15 protein-coding genes are annotated in these 17190 nt (G+C 70.9%); 10 read left to right on the top strand and 5 right to left on the bottom strand.

All coding sequences use genetic code 11. The features are described from left to right. Positions 1-357: 357 nt before the first annotated feature. Positions 358-1317: an NAD-dependent epimerase/dehydratase family protein gene (locus tag DEI84_RS10475; protein ID WP_110890784.1), complete on the top strand. Its 960-nt coding sequence runs from the start codon at positions 358-360 to the stop codon at positions 1315-1317. Positions 1318-1368: 51 nt separating this feature from the next. On the opposite strand, the gene DEI84_RS10470 is transcribed toward DEI84_RS10475, so the two are convergent. Continuing rightward, entirely contained in the window at positions 1369-2025 is a 657-nt protein-coding gene (locus tag DEI84_RS10470; protein ID WP_110890783.1) for an HAD family hydrolase, read from the bottom strand. Positions 2026-2147: 122 nt separating this feature from the next. Further along, a complete protein-coding gene (locus DEI84_RS10465) occupies positions 2148-2615 on the bottom strand; it encodes a MarR family winged helix-turn-helix transcriptional regulator (protein ID WP_110890782.1) in 468 nt (155 codons plus the stop codon). Between DEI84_RS10465 and DEI84_RS10460 the strand changes: the two genes are divergently transcribed. The 3 genes from DEI84_RS10460 to DEI84_RS10450 all read left to right on the top strand — a co-directional run bounded on the left by DEI84_RS10460 (position 2580) and on the right by DEI84_RS10450 (position 6077). After that, complete coding sequence (locus tag DEI84_RS10460) at positions 2580-4238, top strand: DHA2 family efflux MFS transporter permease subunit (protein WP_110890781.1); 1659 nt, start codon at positions 2580-2582, stop codon at positions 4236-4238. The two genes, DEI84_RS10465 and DEI84_RS10460, sit on opposite strands and share 36 nt — an antisense overlap. Positions 4239-4257: 19 nt before the next feature. After that, a complete protein-coding gene (locus DEI84_RS10455; protein ID WP_110890780.1) occupies positions 4258-5124 on the top strand; it encodes an SDR family NAD(P)-dependent oxidoreductase in 867 nt (288 codons plus the stop codon). Between the two features lie 521 nt (positions 5125-5645). After that, on the top strand, positions 5646-6077 hold the full coding sequence (locus DEI84_RS10450) for a VOC family protein (protein ID WP_110890779.1): 432 nt from the start codon (positions 5646-5648) through the stop codon (positions 6075-6077). 8 nt (positions 6078-6085) lie between these two features. On the opposite strand, the gene DEI84_RS10445 is transcribed toward DEI84_RS10450, so the two are convergent. Beyond that, the gene (locus DEI84_RS10445) at positions 6086-6559 is read right to left on the bottom strand and encodes a hypothetical protein (protein ID WP_146236351.1); all 474 of its coding nucleotides are present in this window, start codon (positions 6557-6559) and stop codon (positions 6086-6088) included. A 112-nt stretch (positions 6560-6671) separates the two neighbouring features. Between DEI84_RS10445 and DEI84_RS10440 the strand changes: the two genes are divergently transcribed. The 5 genes from DEI84_RS10440 (at position 6672) to DEI84_RS10420 (ending at position 12406) form a co-directional block, all read left to right on the top strand. After that, positions 6672-7160: an SRPBCC family protein gene (locus DEI84_RS10440; RefSeq protein WP_110823452.1), complete on the top strand. Its 489-nt coding sequence runs from the start codon at positions 6672-6674 to the stop codon at positions 7158-7160. A gap of 95 nt (positions 7161-7255) precedes the next feature. Beyond that, a complete protein-coding gene (locus tag DEI84_RS10435; RefSeq protein WP_110890777.1) occupies positions 7256-8230 on the top strand; it encodes a CPBP family intramembrane glutamic endopeptidase in 975 nt (324 codons plus the stop codon). Then, on the top strand, positions 8217-9599 hold the full coding sequence (locus DEI84_RS10430) for a sensor histidine kinase (protein ID WP_110890776.1): 1383 nt from the start codon (positions 8217-8219) through the stop codon (positions 9597-9599). Before DEI84_RS10435 ends, DEI84_RS10430 begins: the two co-directional genes overlap by 14 nt. Continuing rightward, positions 9596-10261, top strand: coding sequence for a response regulator transcription factor (locus tag DEI84_RS10425; RefSeq protein ID WP_110890775.1), 666 nt, complete (start codon positions 9596-9598; stop codon positions 10259-10261). The genes DEI84_RS10430 and DEI84_RS10425 overlap by 4 nt, the downstream gene beginning before the upstream one ends. 114 nt (positions 10262-10375) lie before the next feature. After that, the gene (locus DEI84_RS10420) at positions 10376-12406 is read left to right on the top strand and encodes a potassium transporter Kup (RefSeq protein ID WP_110890774.1); all 2031 of its coding nucleotides are present in this window, start codon (positions 10376-10378) and stop codon (positions 12404-12406) included. An 18-nt stretch (positions 12407-12424) separates the two neighbouring features. Here DEI84_RS10420 and DEI84_RS10415 read toward each other — a convergent pair whose 3' ends face one another. Continuing rightward, positions 12425-12856: a hypothetical protein gene (locus tag DEI84_RS10415; protein WP_110890773.1), complete on the bottom strand. Its 432-nt coding sequence runs from the start codon at positions 12854-12856 to the stop codon at positions 12425-12427. A 181-nt stretch (positions 12857-13037) separates the two neighbouring features. On the opposite strand from DEI84_RS10415, the gene DEI84_RS15715 reads away from it, so the two are divergent. Then, positions 13038-16646, top strand: a complete 3609-nt coding sequence (locus DEI84_RS15715; RefSeq protein WP_181420418.1) for an SdrD B-like domain-containing protein — start codon at positions 13038-13040, stop codon at positions 16644-16646. A gap of 143 nt (positions 16647-16789) precedes the next feature. Here DEI84_RS15715 and DEI84_RS10395 read toward each other — a convergent pair whose 3' ends face one another. Continuing rightward, entirely contained in the window at positions 16790-17149 is a 360-nt protein-coding gene (locus DEI84_RS10395; protein ID WP_110890772.1) for a hypothetical protein, read from the bottom strand. Between the last annotated feature and the right edge of the window lie 41 nt (positions 17150-17190).

Below are 17190 nucleotides of genomic sequence, written 5' to 3'. Positions count from 1 at the left end.
CGTGTGCGGGGAGGACACGGCGTTCGGGCAGGGCCTGTTCGAGCGGAACGCGTGCAGCGATCTGGACCCCGCGCTGGCGTCACCCGACGCGGAGTGCCGCACCCTTGCTCGGGTACGTGGACGGTGTTGCGTTCAGCGCCCCTTCACCGGGCATTTTCGCGGGGCAGTCATACGGGAATCCCCAGGTCAAGCAGGACAGGGGAAAGTTGTCGTGGTTGTCGCCGCCAGCCCTGTACCGGTGGACGACCGGCTATCGGGACGGGACGGAGAGCTTCCGAGAACCTGGGCACCGAGCCTTCCTGTGCGCTCTGAGCGGATTCGCGATCGGCTCCGTGGTCGGGTCGATTGGCTGGACATATGCGAGCACTGGTGTTGGGCGGGACTGGATGGCTGGGAAGAGCGATCGTGCGAGATCTCGTCGCGGGAGGGGTCGAGGTGACGTGTCTCGCACGGGGCGAGTCCGGAGCGGTGCCGGAGGGTGCGCGGTTCGTCCGGACAGACAGGCGAGCAGCTGATGCGTACGAACGGGTACGAGGCGAATGGGATGAGGTCATCGAGCTGTCCAGCGAGCCGGAACTCGTTGAGCCAGCCCTAGCCGAACTTGCTGACACGGCAGCGCACTGGACACTCGTGTCGACAGTCTCCGTGTATGCCCGTAACGATGAACCGGGTGCGGACGAGTCGGCAGCGTTGGCGGAGCCGACGGACTTGACGGAATACGCGGACGCGAAGGTCGCTGCCGAGCGCAGCAGCACGGCTCGACTGGGGTCTCGGCTGCTTATTGCTCGTCCCGGTCTTATCGTCGGTCCTGGCGATCCGAGTGACCGATTCGGTTACTGGCCTGCGCGGTTGCGCAGGAGCGGGCCTGCTCTGATTCCGACGGTGGCCGGTCGGTTCGTTCAGGTTATCGACGTCACAGATCTGGCGTCCTGGCTGAGTCAGACGGCGAAGCACGAACGCGTCGGAGTCGTCAACGCCGTCGGCGAGGTCGTCCCGATGGGCGAGTTCTTCGCCCGCGTCGCTGCCGTCACGCGCTTTGAGGATGAGCTCGAAGAAGTCGCGGACGAAGTACTGCTGGCGAACGACGTCCGGTACTGGGCAGGACCCCGCTCACTCCCATTGTGGCTACCGTTGCCCGACGCGGCGTTCGCCCAGCGCTCTGCGCGGGCGTTCCAGCGGATGGGCGGACGTGCCCGACCACTCGAATCGATCGTTGCCGACGTGCTTGAAGACGAACTGTCTCGGGGACTGGACCGTCCTCGGCGTTCGGGCCTCACCCCGGCCGAGGAACGCAGCGTGATGCGGCACGTCCGGTAGCCGATCGATCACCGGGCACCCTTGAGCGCAGTCGCACTCGACTGCTCCTGATCAAGACGTAACCTGCACCTCGGCCGGCCGTCCGGCAATCAGCGCGGCGCTGAGGTCCGCCAAGGTATCGAGTCGGAGGTCCGCGAGACGTGCTTCCGGCCGTTCAGCGTGAAGGTGACCCCACGGCCCTCTCCGAATGAACGCGGTCCGCATGCCGGCAGCGCGTGCTGGTAGGACGTCGTTATCGAGGCGGTCACCGACGTAGAGGATCGACCCGGCCTCGAGGCCTGCCTCCGCGACGACGCGAGCGAAGAATTCGGGTGAGGGCTTCTCCACCCCCCACGCCGCGGAGGAAGCCAAGAAGTGCGGTGAGAAGCCGGCCGCGCGGAGCTGCGCTTCCACGCCCGCCGGCTGGTTCCCTGCAATGCCGACGACAAGGCCGCGCTCGTCGGCCGCACGAAGGCACGGCAGCGCGTCGGGATAGAGGTCTGCTTCCTCGATCAGCGCGCTCCCCGCGGGCCTCTCGACGCCGAGGAGCGCCCATACTCGGCGGTGGTCTTCACCCCGCGCGATCAGCGCACCGAGCACTCCCATCAACGTGAACGGTGGGACGCTGGCCGCTTCCGCTTGTGCAGACCAGGCGCGCGACTCGTCGACGAGCGTCTCGCCGACGTCGAAGACGATGGCGAGGACTCCTGCGGGCAGTTCGATCGGCACGAGGCGATCCTCCCACCCAAACGGGCTCCCTCAGCGACCCACCAGGTGAGCAACGGCGTCCGATAACCGATCGGCTATCGAGACAGTGAATGCGCCCTGCTAGCTGGAGCCGATCCTGCCCGTCACTCTGAGACGGAACCGGTGGAGGTCAGCCTGTTCAGGAGTTCGGTGAGTGTCCGCACGTCCGCGTCCGGCCATGCATCAACCCGAGCACCGAACTCGTCGCCCCGTTCGGCGAGCGTGCGCGCCACTCGCTCTTCGCCTGCCGAGCTCAGGCCGACGATGACGCCGCGCCGATCGGCGGGATCGGGACTGCTGTCCACGAGTCCGAGCGCTCGCATCCGTCCCAGGAGTGTGCTCGTGGAACTCCGATCCATACCGACGGCGTCCGCGATGATGCTCGGCTTCGCCGGGCCAAATGCGTGCAACCACCGGGCAATGTGAAAGCCCGCCGGTTGCAGGCCCTCGTGGAACGAAGCTGCGCTGCGTTCCGTGAGTGCCCGCGTTGCGCTGAGCAGCGCGTTGATGCTCTCGCCCAGGGCGAGTTCGAGTGCATGGCGTCCCTGGTTCGCTCGCGATCTGGTTTGCATATCTCAATCATACCTCCTACTGTTGTGGGCATCGGCAAACTACTTGGAGATGCAGCGATGAACGAAACCACCGTGCGCGCACCGTCTGGCACCGCACCACTCGTCGCCGTGACCCTGGGCGCGTTGATGCCCGGGTTGGCGACGACGATCCTGTCTGTGGCCAACGGAAGCCTGTCGGCCGACCTTAGAGTGGGGCTGGGGGATCTCGCGTGGATCACGACCGCGTACCTGCTCGGGCTGACGGGTTCACTCGTCCTCGCGGGAGCCCTCGGCGATCGTTTCGGTCGACGCCGGATCTTCCTGATCGGTATCGGCGGGTTCGGGTTGACGTCACTGCTCATCGGGTTCTCGACCCCGCTGGGACTGATCATCGGCCTACGGGTCGCGCAGGGCGTCTTCGGTGGGTTCCTCACGACGAACGCACTGTCGCTGCTCCGTGCGAACGTGCCAGAGCAGCGTCTGCCCGGAGCGGTCGGCATCTTCAACTCCGTTCAGGGCCTCTCCATCGCAGCTGGCCCGATCGTCGGAGGGCTGATCGTCCAGGCTGGTGGGTGGCGCTGGACAATGTTCCTCAACGTTCCGATCGCTCTGATCTGCCTGATCGTCGGTGCCGTCGTCCTGCGGGAGGTCCGCATCCAGACGACTGCTCGTTTCGACATCGCTGGCACGGTCCTGCTCGTTGGCTCACTCACGGCGCTCGTTTACGCTCTAATCGACGCTCCTGCAACGGGCTGGACAGCACCGTCGACCCTGATCCTCATCGCAGTCGCGCTCGTCGCGCTAGTTGCTTTCATCTTCGTCGAACGACGAGCGGCAGCACCCCTGGTGCCCCTGTCCCTGTTCCGGGAGCGCTCGTTCGCTGCGGGCGCGGTCCTGAGCGTGCTTGCGTTCTTCGCGCTCAACGGCGGACTCTTCGTCGTCTCGTTGTTCTGGCTCCAGATCCAACGCGTTCCCGCGACCACCGTCGGAGTGTGGCTCCTGCCGCTCGGGCTGGCGATGCTCGTCGGCGCGATAGCATCCGGCCGCCTCATCGATCGCATCGGTGATCGCTGGGCACTGGTCATCGGCTCGCTCCTTGTCGCGGCCGGCCTCGCAAGCACCTCCCTCGCACAGGTCGAGGGCGGCTACACCCAGATCGGCATCGGTCTAAGCCTGATCGGCCTCGGACTCGGCCTGCTCGTGACCGCAACGGTGAACGCCACGGTCGGCAACGCTCCCGTTGCGCTCGCTGGGCCTGCCTCGGGCGTTCAGCAGACCGGAAGCCGCCTCGGCGCAACCCTCGGCGTCGCGGTCCTCGGCGCAGTCATGGCCGCCACCACCGGCTCCGCGTTCACCCGGCAGCTCGACGACTCGGAACTCCCAAAGGCACTCACGAATGCACTCCAGCCCTCCGGAACCACCGCCGTCGCCGGCGGCATCGCGCCCATCCCTGCCGGGGCTGATCCGACCACCGCTGCGCTCATCACTGATGCCACCCACCACGCATTCCTCACCGGTATGCACGCCACGATGCTCATCGCCGCCGTGATCGCCGCGCTCGGCGCCGTCGTCGCCCTCGTCGTGCGACGCACCGCCATCAGGTCGACCGGTGAGAACAACGCCCCCCAGCGCGCGACCGACTGAAACCGACGGAGAACTCTGCATGACTTCCTCACCCCTCATCGTCATCACCGGCGCAACGAACGGCCTCGGCCGCATCGCCGCCGGGGACCTCGCCCGCCGAGGCGCACGGCTCGCCATCACAGCACGCAGCCACTCGAAAGCAGACGACACCCGCGCGGAGATCCTCGCGCACACCCCCCACGCACAGGTCGACGTGTTCCTCGCAGACTTCACCCGCGTCTCCGACACGCAGCGAGTGTCCGCCGAAATCGCAGCCAGCTACGACCACATCGACGTCCTCATCAACAACGCCGGCATCCACGCCTTCCAACCGCGGATCACCCCTGACGGGCTCCCCGAGATGATCGCCGTGAACTACCTCACGCCGTTCATCCTCACGAACGCACTCCTGCCGCAGCTCCAGCGCGCCCCCACGGGACGGATCGTGACGGTCGCGTCGGAAGCGTCTCGCCGACACGGCACGCTCTCGCTGCCCGATGATCTCACCGACACGACACCGTTCACCGCTCGAGGCTCATCGCCCGTGTACGGCAAATCGAAACTGCTCGACATCATGTTCAGCCTCGAACTCGCGCGTCGCCTCGACGGGACCGGTGTGGCGGCGAACTGCCTCGACCCAGGCTTCAACACCACCGGCCTCGGCCGCGAACTCGGGTTCGCCGGCCGCCTCGAACAGCTCCTCACCGCACTCCACATCGGGGATCCGCAGCGCGGCGCCGACCTCATCACCGCGCTCGCAACCGACCCCGAGTACGACGGACGCACTGGGCTCTACGTCACCGTCCGCAATCGCCGAGAAATCCGCCCTACAGCCCCGGCGAACGACCCGGCACTGCAGGCGCTGCTCTGGGAAGCAACCGAGAACCTCCTCATGAGCCTCAGGTGAATCGGCAATACGCCGGAAGCATCGCAAGGCGAACCGAACGAGTGAGGGTGCCGGTCGGACGAGACCGGGCCCAACCCGTCCCGGTAGCCGATCGGCTATCGGACGCGCGAGGAGGGCGCGTCCAGAGCATCCGCTGCTTGCTGTGACGGTGGCAACCAGGTGCAGTGCGAGCCCAGCCTCACCGGAAACGACGGGAACGGACCGTCGCCCAGATCGCGAACCCCAACATCGCCAGCCCCAGCACCACGCATAACAGGTTCCACGCCCATCCGGGCAGAACCAGCACCCGCCCCGACGACAGCGCGGCTAGCTCTGCCTGGCTCTGCGTCGTCCAGCGAGCGACACCGAAGATCAGCGCGGCTGCACCAGCGATGTAGAAGCTCGCAATCGCTCAGGCTTTCGGCTTCTCAGGAGTCGCGGACACGACACGAACCCTAGTTGCCAGCGAGGGCGGACCCGCGTCCCGATAGGCCATCCGCTACCGGGACTGCCCGCAGGGTGAGGACTGCGACGATGGTCCGGTGGCTGAGACCCTCGAACCCTCGCTCGTTCCCGAACTGCTCGTGGCCGACCTGGATCAGAGCCTCGAGTTCTGGTGCAACTTGTGCGGCTTCGACGTCGCCTACTCGCGCGCTGAGGAACGCTTCGCGTACATCACGCTCGGTTCCGCGCACCTGATGCTCGAACAAGCGGGCGTGGGTCGCAACTGGATCACGGGGCCTCTTGAGCGCCCGCTCGGTCGCGGGGTGAACCTCCAGATCACGGTGCCGGACTCCGAGGTGTTGGCGCAGGTCCTCGGACGGGCTGGCGTTGAGCTCTTCATGCAACCCGAGACGAAGTGGTACGGCGTCGGCGAGGAAGAGGTCGGCGTGCATCAATTCCTCGTCCAGGACCCTGACGGATACCTCGCGCGGTTCCAGTCATCACTGGGACGACGACCAACCGCCCCGTAGACGATCGGCTACCGGGCGTCTGCTGCCCCGTGGTGATCGGACTCGTCGTCCCGGTTGTCTGCTCTTGGTCGTCGGAGAACAAGACCTGCGCATCCCGCGGCCAGGGGAGCGCAGACGGCTGCCGCCGGCAGGACGAGTTGCCAACCGCCCACCGTCAAGAGCAGACCGCCGACAGCGGCAGCGACGAACGCCAGCACGCCCACAACGACCGATGCACGGCGGACCGGATGCGCCACGAGTTCGTCTTCCGCGCGGTTCCTCACGATCACTCCGACCCGCGCGACGGTAGCGGCCACCACGACTCCCAACGGGATCGCGACCTGTGAGGCGACAGCCACCGATTCCCAGTCCACGGAGCTGTACCTGATCGTCCCGAGACTGAACATCCCGACGGCGAAGACCGCGCCGGCGAGGACGACCACAGCAAGGAACGCAACTCGGCGCGGACAACTGATCGTCGACTCGTCCCGAGATGCCACCATGCCGCCAGGGTAGATCGCGGCGCGCAGAGATGCCGCCACCGGGCGGGAGGCGTGGTGCGGGCCCGCCCCGGGCCTCCCGTCCGGCGGTCCCGCCGCGTGCCAGCATGGGCGCATGCCCGTCGTCGAGTCCCGCTGTGTCGTCCCGGTCGACGTGGACGTCGCCTTCGCCGTCTCGCAGACGCAGGGCGAGGTCCGGAAGCGGTGGGACCCGTTCATCCGGCGGCAGCACCTCATCGGCGCGACCGTGCCCGGCAAGGGTGTGCGGACGTACACGGTGCAGCGGTTCGGCCTGGCGATGGAGAGCGAGTACGTCTCGTACAACCCGCCCTCGAACGTCGGCATGAAGATGACGAAGGGCTCGTGGTTCTTCGAGCGCATGGGCGGCGGATGGCGGTTCAGCGCTGCGGAGGGGCAGCCGGGGCACACCCTGGCGGTCTGGCGCTACAACTTCACCTGCAAGCCGAAGTGGTTGGCCCCGCTCGCGGAGCGCATCGGCGTGCTCGTGCTGCAGCGGGACATCGACCGGCGGATCGCGGGCTTCGCGCGGGGCTGCGAGGACCCGGTGGTGCTGGCCGCCGCGGCTCCGGACCGGGGTCGCTGACGGGCGCGGCGGGGCTGCATCCTTTCGATGCAAGTCCCGCACGTGCGTCCCTCCGCCGGTCGTCCCGGCGCGGCGCAGTTCCTAGCGTCGATGTCATGACGAACACCATCGAAGCCCGGTCGCAGACCGGCACCGCTCCGCAGGACCGGCACGGGATCCGCGGCGTCATCGCGCGGCACCCACTCGGGTCGTTCTTCACCCTCGCACTCGGGCTGAGCTGGCTCGCGTGGGTCCCCTACATCCTGTCGCCGCACGGCATGGGCGTCTGGGACATCCACTTCGCCGAGGTCCTCGGCAGCGCGCAGTTCACCGGGGTGCTGCCCGGCGCACTGCTCGGCCCGCTGGGCGGCGCGTTCATCGTGACCGCGGTCGCCGACGGTCGCCCGGGCCTCCGCCGCTGGGTCGGACGCCTGTTCCGCTGGCGGGTCGCCTGGTACTGGTACGCCCTGGCGCTCGTCGTCGTGCCGGCCCTGATCATCGTGTCGGCGCTGCCGTTCGCGGGCGGGGACGTGCACGCGCCGACCGCCCTCGTGTTCGCCGCCGTGGTGCCGGGTCTCGTCATCCAGCTGTTCTCCACCGGTCTGAGCGAGGAGCCGGGCTGGCGCGACTTCGCCCTGCCCCGCCTGCAGCACCGCTTCGGTGGCCTGGGTGCCGCCGCGATCCTCGGCCCGGTGTGGGCGCTGTGGCACATGCCGCTGTACCTCAGCGACTGGGGCGGGTGGCCGGACGCGCACTGGAGCGAGCCCGTCGTGTTCGCCCTGTTCACGATCACGTTCAACGTCCTGATGGTGCAGGTCTTCAACAAGACCGGGGAGAGCCTGCCGCTCGCACTGCTGCTGCACGTCGGCGTGAACAACACGATCTCGACGTTCTTCCCCACGATGTACCCGAGCATGACCGCCGGCACGCTGATGATCGGCCTGACGATCATGTCGACGATCACCGCCGTGGTGCTGCTCATCGCCACCCGCGGGCACCTCGGGTACGACCCGGCCCGTCGGGCGCTGCCGATCGACGCCCCGATCCCGGCGGCGAAGCCCCTCGTAGGATCGCAGCATGGCACCCGCTGAGCCGCTCGCGCAGCGCCCCCAGGCCGAGGCCGGGGGCGCTGCGCCCGCCCGTCGTCCCGCCACCGCCCGCGAGCGCTGCACCGACGTGCTCGTCGCGCTCGGCACCGCCGTGGTCGCCCTCAGTCTGCTGCTCGCCCTGCCGCCGCTCGACGCCGCCGACCCGGACACGGTCGGCGAGACCGTCAGCTACCCGGCCGTCGGCAGTGCGCCGTGGACGGTCCTGACCCTCGGGCTCCTCGCCCAGGCGGCCGCCCTGCTCGCCGCCCGCCGGGCACCGCGCACCACGCTCGTCGTCGTGGCGGCGATCCCGGTGCTCGTCGCCGTCCTCGCCCCGCAGGCGTTCGAACTCTTCGGGCTCACGCCGTTCGCCGTCGCGGTGGCCGTCGTCCTCGCCGCACTCCGCGTCCCGCTCGCACGGCTGTGGCCCGCACTCACCGCAGCGGCCGTGCTGGTCGTGATCGGGGGAGCGGTGCTGTGGGCCGTGACCTCGGGCAGGTTCCGGGCGAGCTTCGGTCAGGGCCTCACCGGCTCGATCGGCCAGGGCGTCCTGCAGGCGGTCGGCGCCGTCGGCCTGCCGCTGCTCGTCACCCTGGTGGTGCTGTCCCGCCGCGAGGTCCGCGTCGCCCGCACCGCCGAGGCCACCGCGGTCGACCGGGAGCAGGACGCCCTGATCGACGCAGCCGTCTCCCGCGAGCGTGCCGCCATGGCCCGGGAGCTCCACGACATCGCCGCCCACCACCTCTCCGGGATCGCCCTCATGTCCGCCGTCATCGACCGCCAGATCGACACCGACCCCGAGCGCGCCCACGAGGGCGTCCGCCAGGTCCGGGAGCAGAGCACCGCCGTCCTCGAGGACCTCCGCCGCCTGGTCGGCCTGCTCCGCGACGACAGCCCCGCCGAACGGGCCGTCGAGACCGTCGCCGGGGTCGTCGACCTGGTCGAACGGGCGCGGTTCCGCAGCGACGTCCGGCTGGACGTCCTGGCCGCCGACCACGCGGGTGGTGGCCGTCCGCTCGGCGACGGGGTCGGCCCGCTCGCGCAGCTCGCCGCGTACCGCACCGTCCAGGAGGCCCTCGCCAACGCCGCCCTGCACGCTCCGGGAGCGCCGTGCACCGTCACGATCGACGACCGCGCCAGCGACCACCTCCTCGTGCGCATCGAGAACGGGCCGGCCGCCGTGCCGGCGCAGGGCAGCACCCCCGCGGGTGGCAACGGACTCCGCGGCATGCGCGAGCGGGCGGAACTGGTGGGGGCGGGCCTCCAGGTCGGTCCGACGGACGACGGCGGGTGGCTGGTCGCACTGACGCTCGGCCGGGAGGCCCGGCCCGAGTCCGACACGACGGCCGCCGACCCGGAGGTGGCGCGGTGATCCGCGTGCTCGTCGCCGACGACCAGCCGCTCGTCCGGGCCGGCGTCTCGGCGCTCCTCGACGCCGAGCCGGACATCGAGGTCGTCGGGGTCGCCGCCGACGGCGGCGAAGCACTCGCGCTCGCCCGCAGCACGCGGCCCGACGTCGCGGTCCTCGACATCCGGATGCCGGTCCGGAACGGCATCGAGGTCGCCCGCGAACTCTGCCGGCCGGACGCCGACCCCGCGGTGCCCGTCCTCATGCTCACGACCTTCGACATGGACGACCTGGTGTTCGGTGCCCTCGAGGCCGGGGCCTCCGGCTTCCTGCTCAAGGACGCCGAACCGGACACGATCATCGGCGCCGTCCGTCAGGTCGCCGCGGGCAACGGCACCCTCGACCAGGCCCTGACCCGGCGGGTGCTCCGTGAGTTCACCTCGCGCCGGAGCCTGCAGCCGGTGACGGGCGACCGGGTCGACGGGGTGCTGACCGCCCGGGAGCGGGACGTGCTGCTGCTCCTGGCGCAGGGGATGTCGAACGAGGAGATCGCGGCGGAGCTCGTCGTCGAGGTCTCCACCGTCAAGTCCCACCTGGCGCGCATGCTGCCCAAGCTCGGGGTCCGGTCGCGGCTGCAGGCCGTGGTCTGGGCGTACCAGAACCGCATCGTCACGGTGCCCGAGTAGGACACGGAGCGCCGTCCGGCACCGCGGCGGGGCTGCCTGGTGCTCAGCTGTCACTCCGCGGGTGCATGATGGGCGCGGCCGTCGCCCGCACGGCCGCGAACTGGAGCCCCCGCCGTGACCGAGACCCGCGCGTCGTCGCAGTCGTCCGAACAGCCGTCGGCTGCGCGTGACGCCCAGCCCGGAGACGCCGGTCCCGGCGACGACGCCACGCACCCCGCGACGGCCAGCCAGCAGCCCGCCGGCCGGGAGGCCCGTGGGCACCGTGGCAAGGCAGCTCTGGCCCTCGCCGCGCTCGGTGTGGTCTTCGGGGACATCGGCACGAGCGTCCTCTACTCGATGCGCACGGTGTTCTCGGTCGACGGCGGGATCGTCCGGCCGGTCCCCGAAGACGTCTACGGCGTCATCTCGCTGCTCGTCTGGTCGATCACGATCGTCGTGTCGATCAAGTACGTACTCGTGCTCATGCGGGTCGACAACCACGGCGAGGGCGGGGTGATGGCGCTCGCCGCACTCGCCCGACGTCTGCACGCGCACCGCCCGCGCGGGACCACCGTGTTCCTGGTCATCGGGATCGTCGGGGTCGCCCTGTTCTACGGCGACTCCGTGATCACACCGGCCGTCTCCGTGCTGTCGGCAGTGGAGGGCCTGGGCACCGCGGCTCCGTCGGTCGAGCACCTCGTCGTGCCGATCGCGGCCGTCATCCTCGTCGGGCTGTTCGTCGTCCAGCGGTTCGGCACCGCGAAGGTCGGTGCCTCGTTCGGACCCGTGATGCTGCTCTGGTTCGTCGTCATCGCCGTCGCCGGCATCCCGCACATCGTCGAGCACCCCGGCGTCCTGCAGGGGCTGTCCCCGACCTGGGCGATCGCGTTCCTGTTCGCGCACCCGTTCATCACCTTCATCGCGATGGGTGCGGTCGTCCTCGCGATCACCGGGGCCGAGGCGCTGTACGCCGACATGGGCCACTTCGGACGCATGCCGATCCTCCGCGCCTGGTTCTTCGTGGTGTTCCCCGCGCTCGTCTGCAACTACCTCGGCCAGGCAGCGCTGGTGCTCGAGGACCCGACGGCCACGGAGGACCCGTTCTTCCTGCTGTTCCCGAGCTGGGCGCAGATACCCGTCGTGATCCTGGCCACCGCGGCCACCGTGATCGCGAGCCAGGCTGTCATCTCCGGCGCGTTCTCGCTCACCCGGCAGGCCGTGCAGCTCGGGCTCCTGCCGCCGCTGACCATCCGCCAGACGTCCAAGCGCGAGGGCGGCCAGGTCTACCTGCCGGCCGTCAACCTGCTGCTCTTCATCGGCGTGATGGCGATCATGCTCGCGTTCCGGTCCTCGGCGGCGCTGGCCACCGCGTACGGGGTGTCCGTCACCGGGGCGCTCGTGGTCGACACGCTCCTGCTGCTCGTCGTGGTGAAGCCGCTGTGGCGCTGGGCGACGTGGAAGCTCGTGCTCGTCGCCGTGGTGTTCGGCGGCCTCGAGCTCACCTTCCTGGCCGGCAACCTGTCCAAGGTCGTGCACGGCGGGTGGGTGCCGCTGCTCATCGCGCTCGCCGTCGTCACGCTGATGACCACCTGGCACCGCGGCCGCCAGCTCGTGCAGCAGGAGCGGCGGAAGCGCGAGGGGTCCCTCTCGGAGTTCATCGAGACGGTCAACGCCGACCACATCCCGCGGGTCCCGGGCGTCGCCGTGTTCCCGCACCCGAACAAGGAGACGACCCCGCTCGCGCTCCGGGCGAACGTCGAGCACAACGGGGTCGTGCACCAGCGGGTCGTCATCGTGTCCGTGCTCACCGCGAACGTGCCGCACGTGGCGCTGTCCGATGCGTTCAGGCGCGACGAGCTCGGCCACGACGAGGACGGCATCGACCACATCACGATCACCTTCGGGTTCTCCGACGACCAGGACCTGCCCGCGGCGATGCGTGCCGCATGTGCCGCCGGCGTGCTCGACCTGGCGCAGGAGGACATGTCGGCCGCGTCGTACTTCATCTCCCGTGGTGCGCTCCGGACCGGCTCGGGCAAGGGCGGGATGGTGTCGTGGCGGCGGAAGCTGTTCGTCGCGATGGCCCACAACGCCGCCGACCCGGCTGCACGGTTCGGGCTGCCGCTCCGGCGCACGGTGACGATGGGGAGCGACGTCGAGGTCTGACGCGCCTGCTCGCGCCGGTCAGTCGTCCAGACGCTGGGCGGCGCCGGGCACGACGAGTCGCCACGCGCCCCCGGCCTGCTCCTTCGTCAGGTACAGCCGGTAGGAACCCGGCTCGGCGAGCGGATCGCCGTCGAGGTACTCCACCGGCTCCCCGCTGCTCGTGCACTGGTCCGAGGTCGCGATGACGTCGATGTGGTCGCCGGGCGCGTGGCCCTTGCGGACGCTGGTGATGTCCGCCTCACGGACGCGGTAGCGCCCGAGCGCCTCGACAGTGCGGTCGGTCGGCCGCAGGTCGGCGTCCACGACGAGGCTCGCCTCCTGCTCCTGCTCGGCCGGGGAGAGCGGCGCCCACTCGACGCACTGCCCGACCGAGATCGCCGCGCAGCCACCCAGTCCACCGCCGAGCGCGAGCACGACCCCGATCGAGACCCCGGTCTTCCCCCGTGTCATGGCGTCAGTGTCGCCCGGGTCGGGCTCGTCGTCGCGGATCGTGACCGGATCGTGCCTGATCGCATGCGGGTGGAATACGGAATGCCGAGAAAGAGGCGCTGAGACGCCGCTCGTGTTTGATGTGTGACGTACGGATACCGCCCCGGGTACCTGACGGTGCCCGTCCTGAACTGGAGTCCCCTTGCGACCACGCATCCCCTCCCGCATCGCGGTCACGGTGGTGACCGCCGCGAGCCTCGTGCTGACCGTGGCGACACCGACCTGGGCGGTCGCGGGGCGACCGTCCACGTCAGCGCCGGCCGCGTCCACCGCGCCGGCCCCGGTTCCGTCGACCGGTCCGTCTCCGGCCGCGTCCACTGCGCCGTCCCCGGCCACGTCGACCGGTCCGGCCACGTCGACCGACGCCGAGGTCGGGCTCGCGATCGAGGTCGCGAAGGACGGCAACGGTCCGTTCACGCCCGATGACCAGCCGGGCGGCGACAGCGGCGCCGCGAACGGCATCGTCCGCACCCTCGACGCGATCACGTACCGCGTCACGATGAACTCCACCGGCGGAGCCAGTTCACACGAGCGCTTCACCCTCACCGCGCCGGCCGGTACCAGTTGGGCCGCGGTGCCCTCGCGGTGCACCGGGAGCGGGTCACGGATCGACGGCCAGGAGCTGGTCTGCGACCTCGACTCCGTCCCCGAAGGCCGAGCGGTCGCGGTGCCGGCGGTGCTCGACGTCTCCGCGGAGCTCCGGCACGGTGACACGATCACGGTCCGTGCGACCGGCACCGCGGACGACGCCGACAACGGGACCGTCACGGCGACCTCGCCCACCACGACCGTGTCCGCCGCAGCGCGGTACAACCTGGCGAAGGACATCCAGGCGTCGTCGCTCCGGACGGACGTCACCGGTCCGGGCGGACAGCGGGGGATCCAGCTCGTGTACCCGATCGCGGTCGACTGGCAGCCGGTGGTCCCGGGTCAGGGTCTGCTCGGCTTCGAGGGGGCCGGCGGCCCGATGACCTTCACCGACGACGTCTCGCAGATCCTCGGCGACCTGCCGTCCGGCGCCCGGCTCTGGAACGGCGACGAGCCCGTGTGCGGGCCGAACTCGCGCGCGGCGTCCGGGTTCGGCGGACTCCCGGCCGGGAAGGGCGGTGGTGCCCGGGCCGTCGCGGACTCGGGCACGATCAGCTGTGCGCAGAGCGGCCCGGGGGAGGACGTCGACGTCACGATCACGGGGACGGTGACCGACCCCACACGGATGCCGACGGAGAACCAGTACGGCGGCCCGATCGCCGGTGGCAAGGTCGGCCTCGTCGTCGCCGGGTACATCAGCTTCTGGTTGCCCGAGCCGACGGGCGGGACGAACGTGCTGTCCCGCAACACCTTCACCCCGCTGCAGACCACGTCGGCCAGCGGCGCCCCGAACTTCCCGGGCGGGACCGAGCCGACGGCGGACAACGTGTCCGAGCGCAACCTCGTGGAGTTCGACCCGGGCAGCGGCGGGAAGCGGCTGTACCGGCTGGTCGGCGACGCCCACGAGGTCCGCCCTGGGTCCGCGCGCCAGGGCGATCCCTGGGCGACCGCGGGGGTCCGGCTCCGGAGCGAGGTCACCATGAGCAACGGCGGGCTCTCGGCGTACCAGGACGCGGTCCTCTGCGACACGTTCGACCGTGCCACCCAACGCCTCACCCGGGTGGGGAGCCCGTCACGGGCCGCGGAGGCGACCGGGTTGTCGGACGCGCACGTGCAGTACGCCGCGTACGACATGACGTCGGCCGCAGCGGGGCAGCGACGCACGTGCGACGACGAGGACGGACCGTGGTACGACGCTCCGGAGGACGTGCCGGGCGGCGTCGCCGCGGTCGGTGCCGTCCGCGCCGTCGGTGACCTGGCCGGTGGGCGCCACGCGGCGCTGTACTCGTGGGTCACCGTCCTCGACGCCCCGGACGGGACCCGAGCCCTCGACTTCGGGCACCTCTCCTCGGGCACGCAGCACCCCGGGTGGATCCACGACAGCGCCGATCCGTCGCTCGGCGTCGGCGGCCTGACGGACAGCGTCGTCATCACCGAGAACCTCGCCCGGATCGCGAAGAAGACCGTCGACCCCGGACACGACGCTGCCGACACCCCGGACCGGACCACCTCCGCCGTCGCCGGGGACACGCTCGAGTACGCCCTCTACCCGACGCTGACCAACGGGAACACGAAGGGGCGTCCGGCAACGGTCACCGTCCGCGACACCCTGCCGGTGGACACCACCTACGTCCCCGGCAGTGCGTCGACCACCCCGGCGGTCGACACCGTGCAGGACGCGCAGGGGCGGCGGCACCAGCGGCTCACCTGGACGATGCACGACGTCCGACCGAACTCGTCCATCCCGCCGATCACCTACCGGGCCACGATCTCGACCGCGGCGCCCGCCGGTCCGATCGACAACGTGGCCGAGGTCGCGTCCCCCACCGATGCGTCGCCCGCCGAGTACCGCCGAGCGCAGCGAGCGGTGCAGGTCACCACCACGGGCGGGGTCGGTGTGGAGGAACACGCCGTCGAACCGGTCGTGGCCGCCGGCGACCGGTTGGAGTGGGACCTCGTCTACACGAACACCGACCCCGACCCGTTCCACGGCTCCGACCTCATCGACGTCCTGCCGGATCGGACCGCTGCACACGACGGGTCCTTCCACGGCCGGACGGGGCTCGCCGAGGCCGTGGCGGTCGACACCGGCGCCGGAGAGCAGGTGCGCTACACGGCGGCAGCACCCGGCGCCGTCTCGCTCGTGGGCACGGACCCGTCGAACCAGCCCGGTGGCTCCACCACGTGGTGCTCGGAACAGGAGTTCGGCGCAGACGGGTGTCCCGCGTCGCTCCGGGACGTGACGGCGATCCGGATCACCCGGACGGCCCAGGTCGCCGTCGGCGCCTCGGTCACGCACCGGTTGGCGCTCGCGACCGAGGGTGAGCAGGACGGCGACACGTACGTGAACCGGTTCGGCCTGAGCGTGGCGGGCATCCGCCTCCCCGTGCAGTCCAACCGCGCCACGATCCGGGTGGTCGCCGGGGCGATCGGCGACCGGGTCTGGTCCGACCGGGACGGTGACGGTCTCCAGGGCGCGGACGAGCCCGGCGTCGAGGCCGTCGACGTGCGACTCACGGGGACGGACGACTCCGGGGAGGCCGTGCAGCGGCGGACGACGAGCGACGCGGACGGCGGGTACCGGTTCGACGGCCTCAGACCCGGCGCCTACGTCGTCACCTTCGACGCCCCGGACGACCGCAGCTTCACGCGGCAGCACGTCGGCGACGACGATGCCGTCGACTCGGACGCAGGTGAGGACGGCTCCACCGAGACCATCACGCTCCGCCGGGTGACCACCCCGGAGGGTGCTCTCGACGGGGTGGACCGCACCACCTCCGTCGACGCGGGTGTGCTCCCGGCGGAGGACACTGGCGGACCCGGCGACGGCGGGCCCGGTGACGGCGGGCCGGGCGACGGCGGCCCGGGCGACGGCGGCCCGGGCGACGGTGGCCCCGGTGACGGTGGGCCGGGCGCACCGGGCGGCACCGGCACCGGCACCGGCACGGGCTCGCCGGGCTCGGCTGGTGGGAGCGGCCGACCGGCGGAGCAATCGTCGGCATCGGTCCCGGACCGCGCACAGACCGCGGGTGCTGCGCGTCGGGGCGACCTCGCCTTCACGGGTGTGGCGGGCCTCCCGATCGCACTCGGCGCCGCGCTGCTGCTGCTCGCCCTGGGCAGCGCGATCGTCCTCGGACGCCGGGGCCGCGCCCGCCGCCGGTGAGGGGACGGGAGGTGCGGGGCCGACCCGCCCCGCGCCTCCCGCCCGGCATCCGGTCACCGGCGTGCGCCGGGGCCGTGCCTGCCGCCGGTGCGGGGACGGGAGGTGCGGGGCCGACCCGCCCCGCGCCTCCCGTCCGGCTCCGGTCACCCGCGAGCGCGCTCGATCTCGGCGCGGTACCCGTCGAGCTGCGCGACCAGTCCCGCGCCGTCGTCCGTCCCGCGGAGGTCCCCGATGAGACGGTCCACGCGCGTGAACACGGCACGCTGCTCGGCGTCGGAGAGCGCACGGAACCGGTCGGCGTCCGGCAGCTGCCCCTGCCACCCGTCGTCGTCGGTCGTGGGGGCCGTGGTCTGCACGACCGTCGACATGCCGCCCGTCCTCGTGGCCCCGTCGGTCGCACCCGATGCCTCCGTTCCCGTGACGGTCGCGGCGGCAGCGCCGGTGGCTGCGATCGCGACGACGAGGGCCAGGGTCGTCAGTGTGGCTGCGGTCTTCTTCTGCATCACGTGCTCCCGTCCGGTGGGCCGCGGTGTGCGGCACGTCC

Source organism: Curtobacterium sp. MCBD17_023, assembly GCF_003224415.1.
Classification (GTDB): domain Bacteria; phylum Actinomycetota; class Actinomycetes; order Actinomycetales; family Microbacteriaceae; genus Curtobacterium.
This window is presented reverse-complemented; position numbering and strand designations above follow the sequence as displayed.

Coding starts and splice junctions, on each gene's coding strand:
- DEI84_RS10475 (WP_110890784.1), top strand. CDS start 358: ATGCGAGCACTGGTGTTGGGCGGGACTGGATGGCTGGGAAGAGCGATC.
- DEI84_RS10435 (WP_110890777.1), top strand. CDS start 7,256: ATGACGAACACCATCGAAGCCCGGTCGCAGACCGGCACCGCTCCGCAG.
- DEI84_RS10445 (WP_146236351.1), bottom strand. CDS start 6,559: ATGGTGGCATCTCGGGACGAGTCGACGATCAGTTGTCCGCGCCGAGTT.
- DEI84_RS10430 (WP_110890776.1), top strand. CDS start 8,217: ATGGCACCCGCTGAGCCGCTCGCGCAGCGCCCCCAGGCCGAGGCCGGG.
- DEI84_RS10395 (WP_110890772.1), bottom strand. CDS start 17,149: ATGCAGAAGAAGACCGCAGCCACACTGACGACCCTGGCCCTCGTCGTC.
- DEI84_RS10460 (WP_110890781.1), top strand. CDS start 2,580: ATGGCGTCCCTGGTTCGCTCGCGATCTGGTTTGCATATCTCAATCATA.
- DEI84_RS10455 (WP_110890780.1), top strand. CDS start 4,258: ATGACTTCCTCACCCCTCATCGTCATCACCGGCGCAACGAACGGCCTC.
- DEI84_RS10415 (WP_110890773.1), bottom strand. CDS start 12,856: ATGACACGGGGGAAGACCGGGGTCTCGATCGGGGTCGTGCTCGCGCTC.
- DEI84_RS10440 (WP_110823452.1), top strand. CDS start 6,672: ATGCCCGTCGTCGAGTCCCGCTGTGTCGTCCCGGTCGACGTGGACGTC.
- DEI84_RS10465 (WP_110890782.1), bottom strand. CDS start 2,615: ATGCAAACCAGATCGCGAGCGAACCAGGGACGCCATGCACTCGAACTC.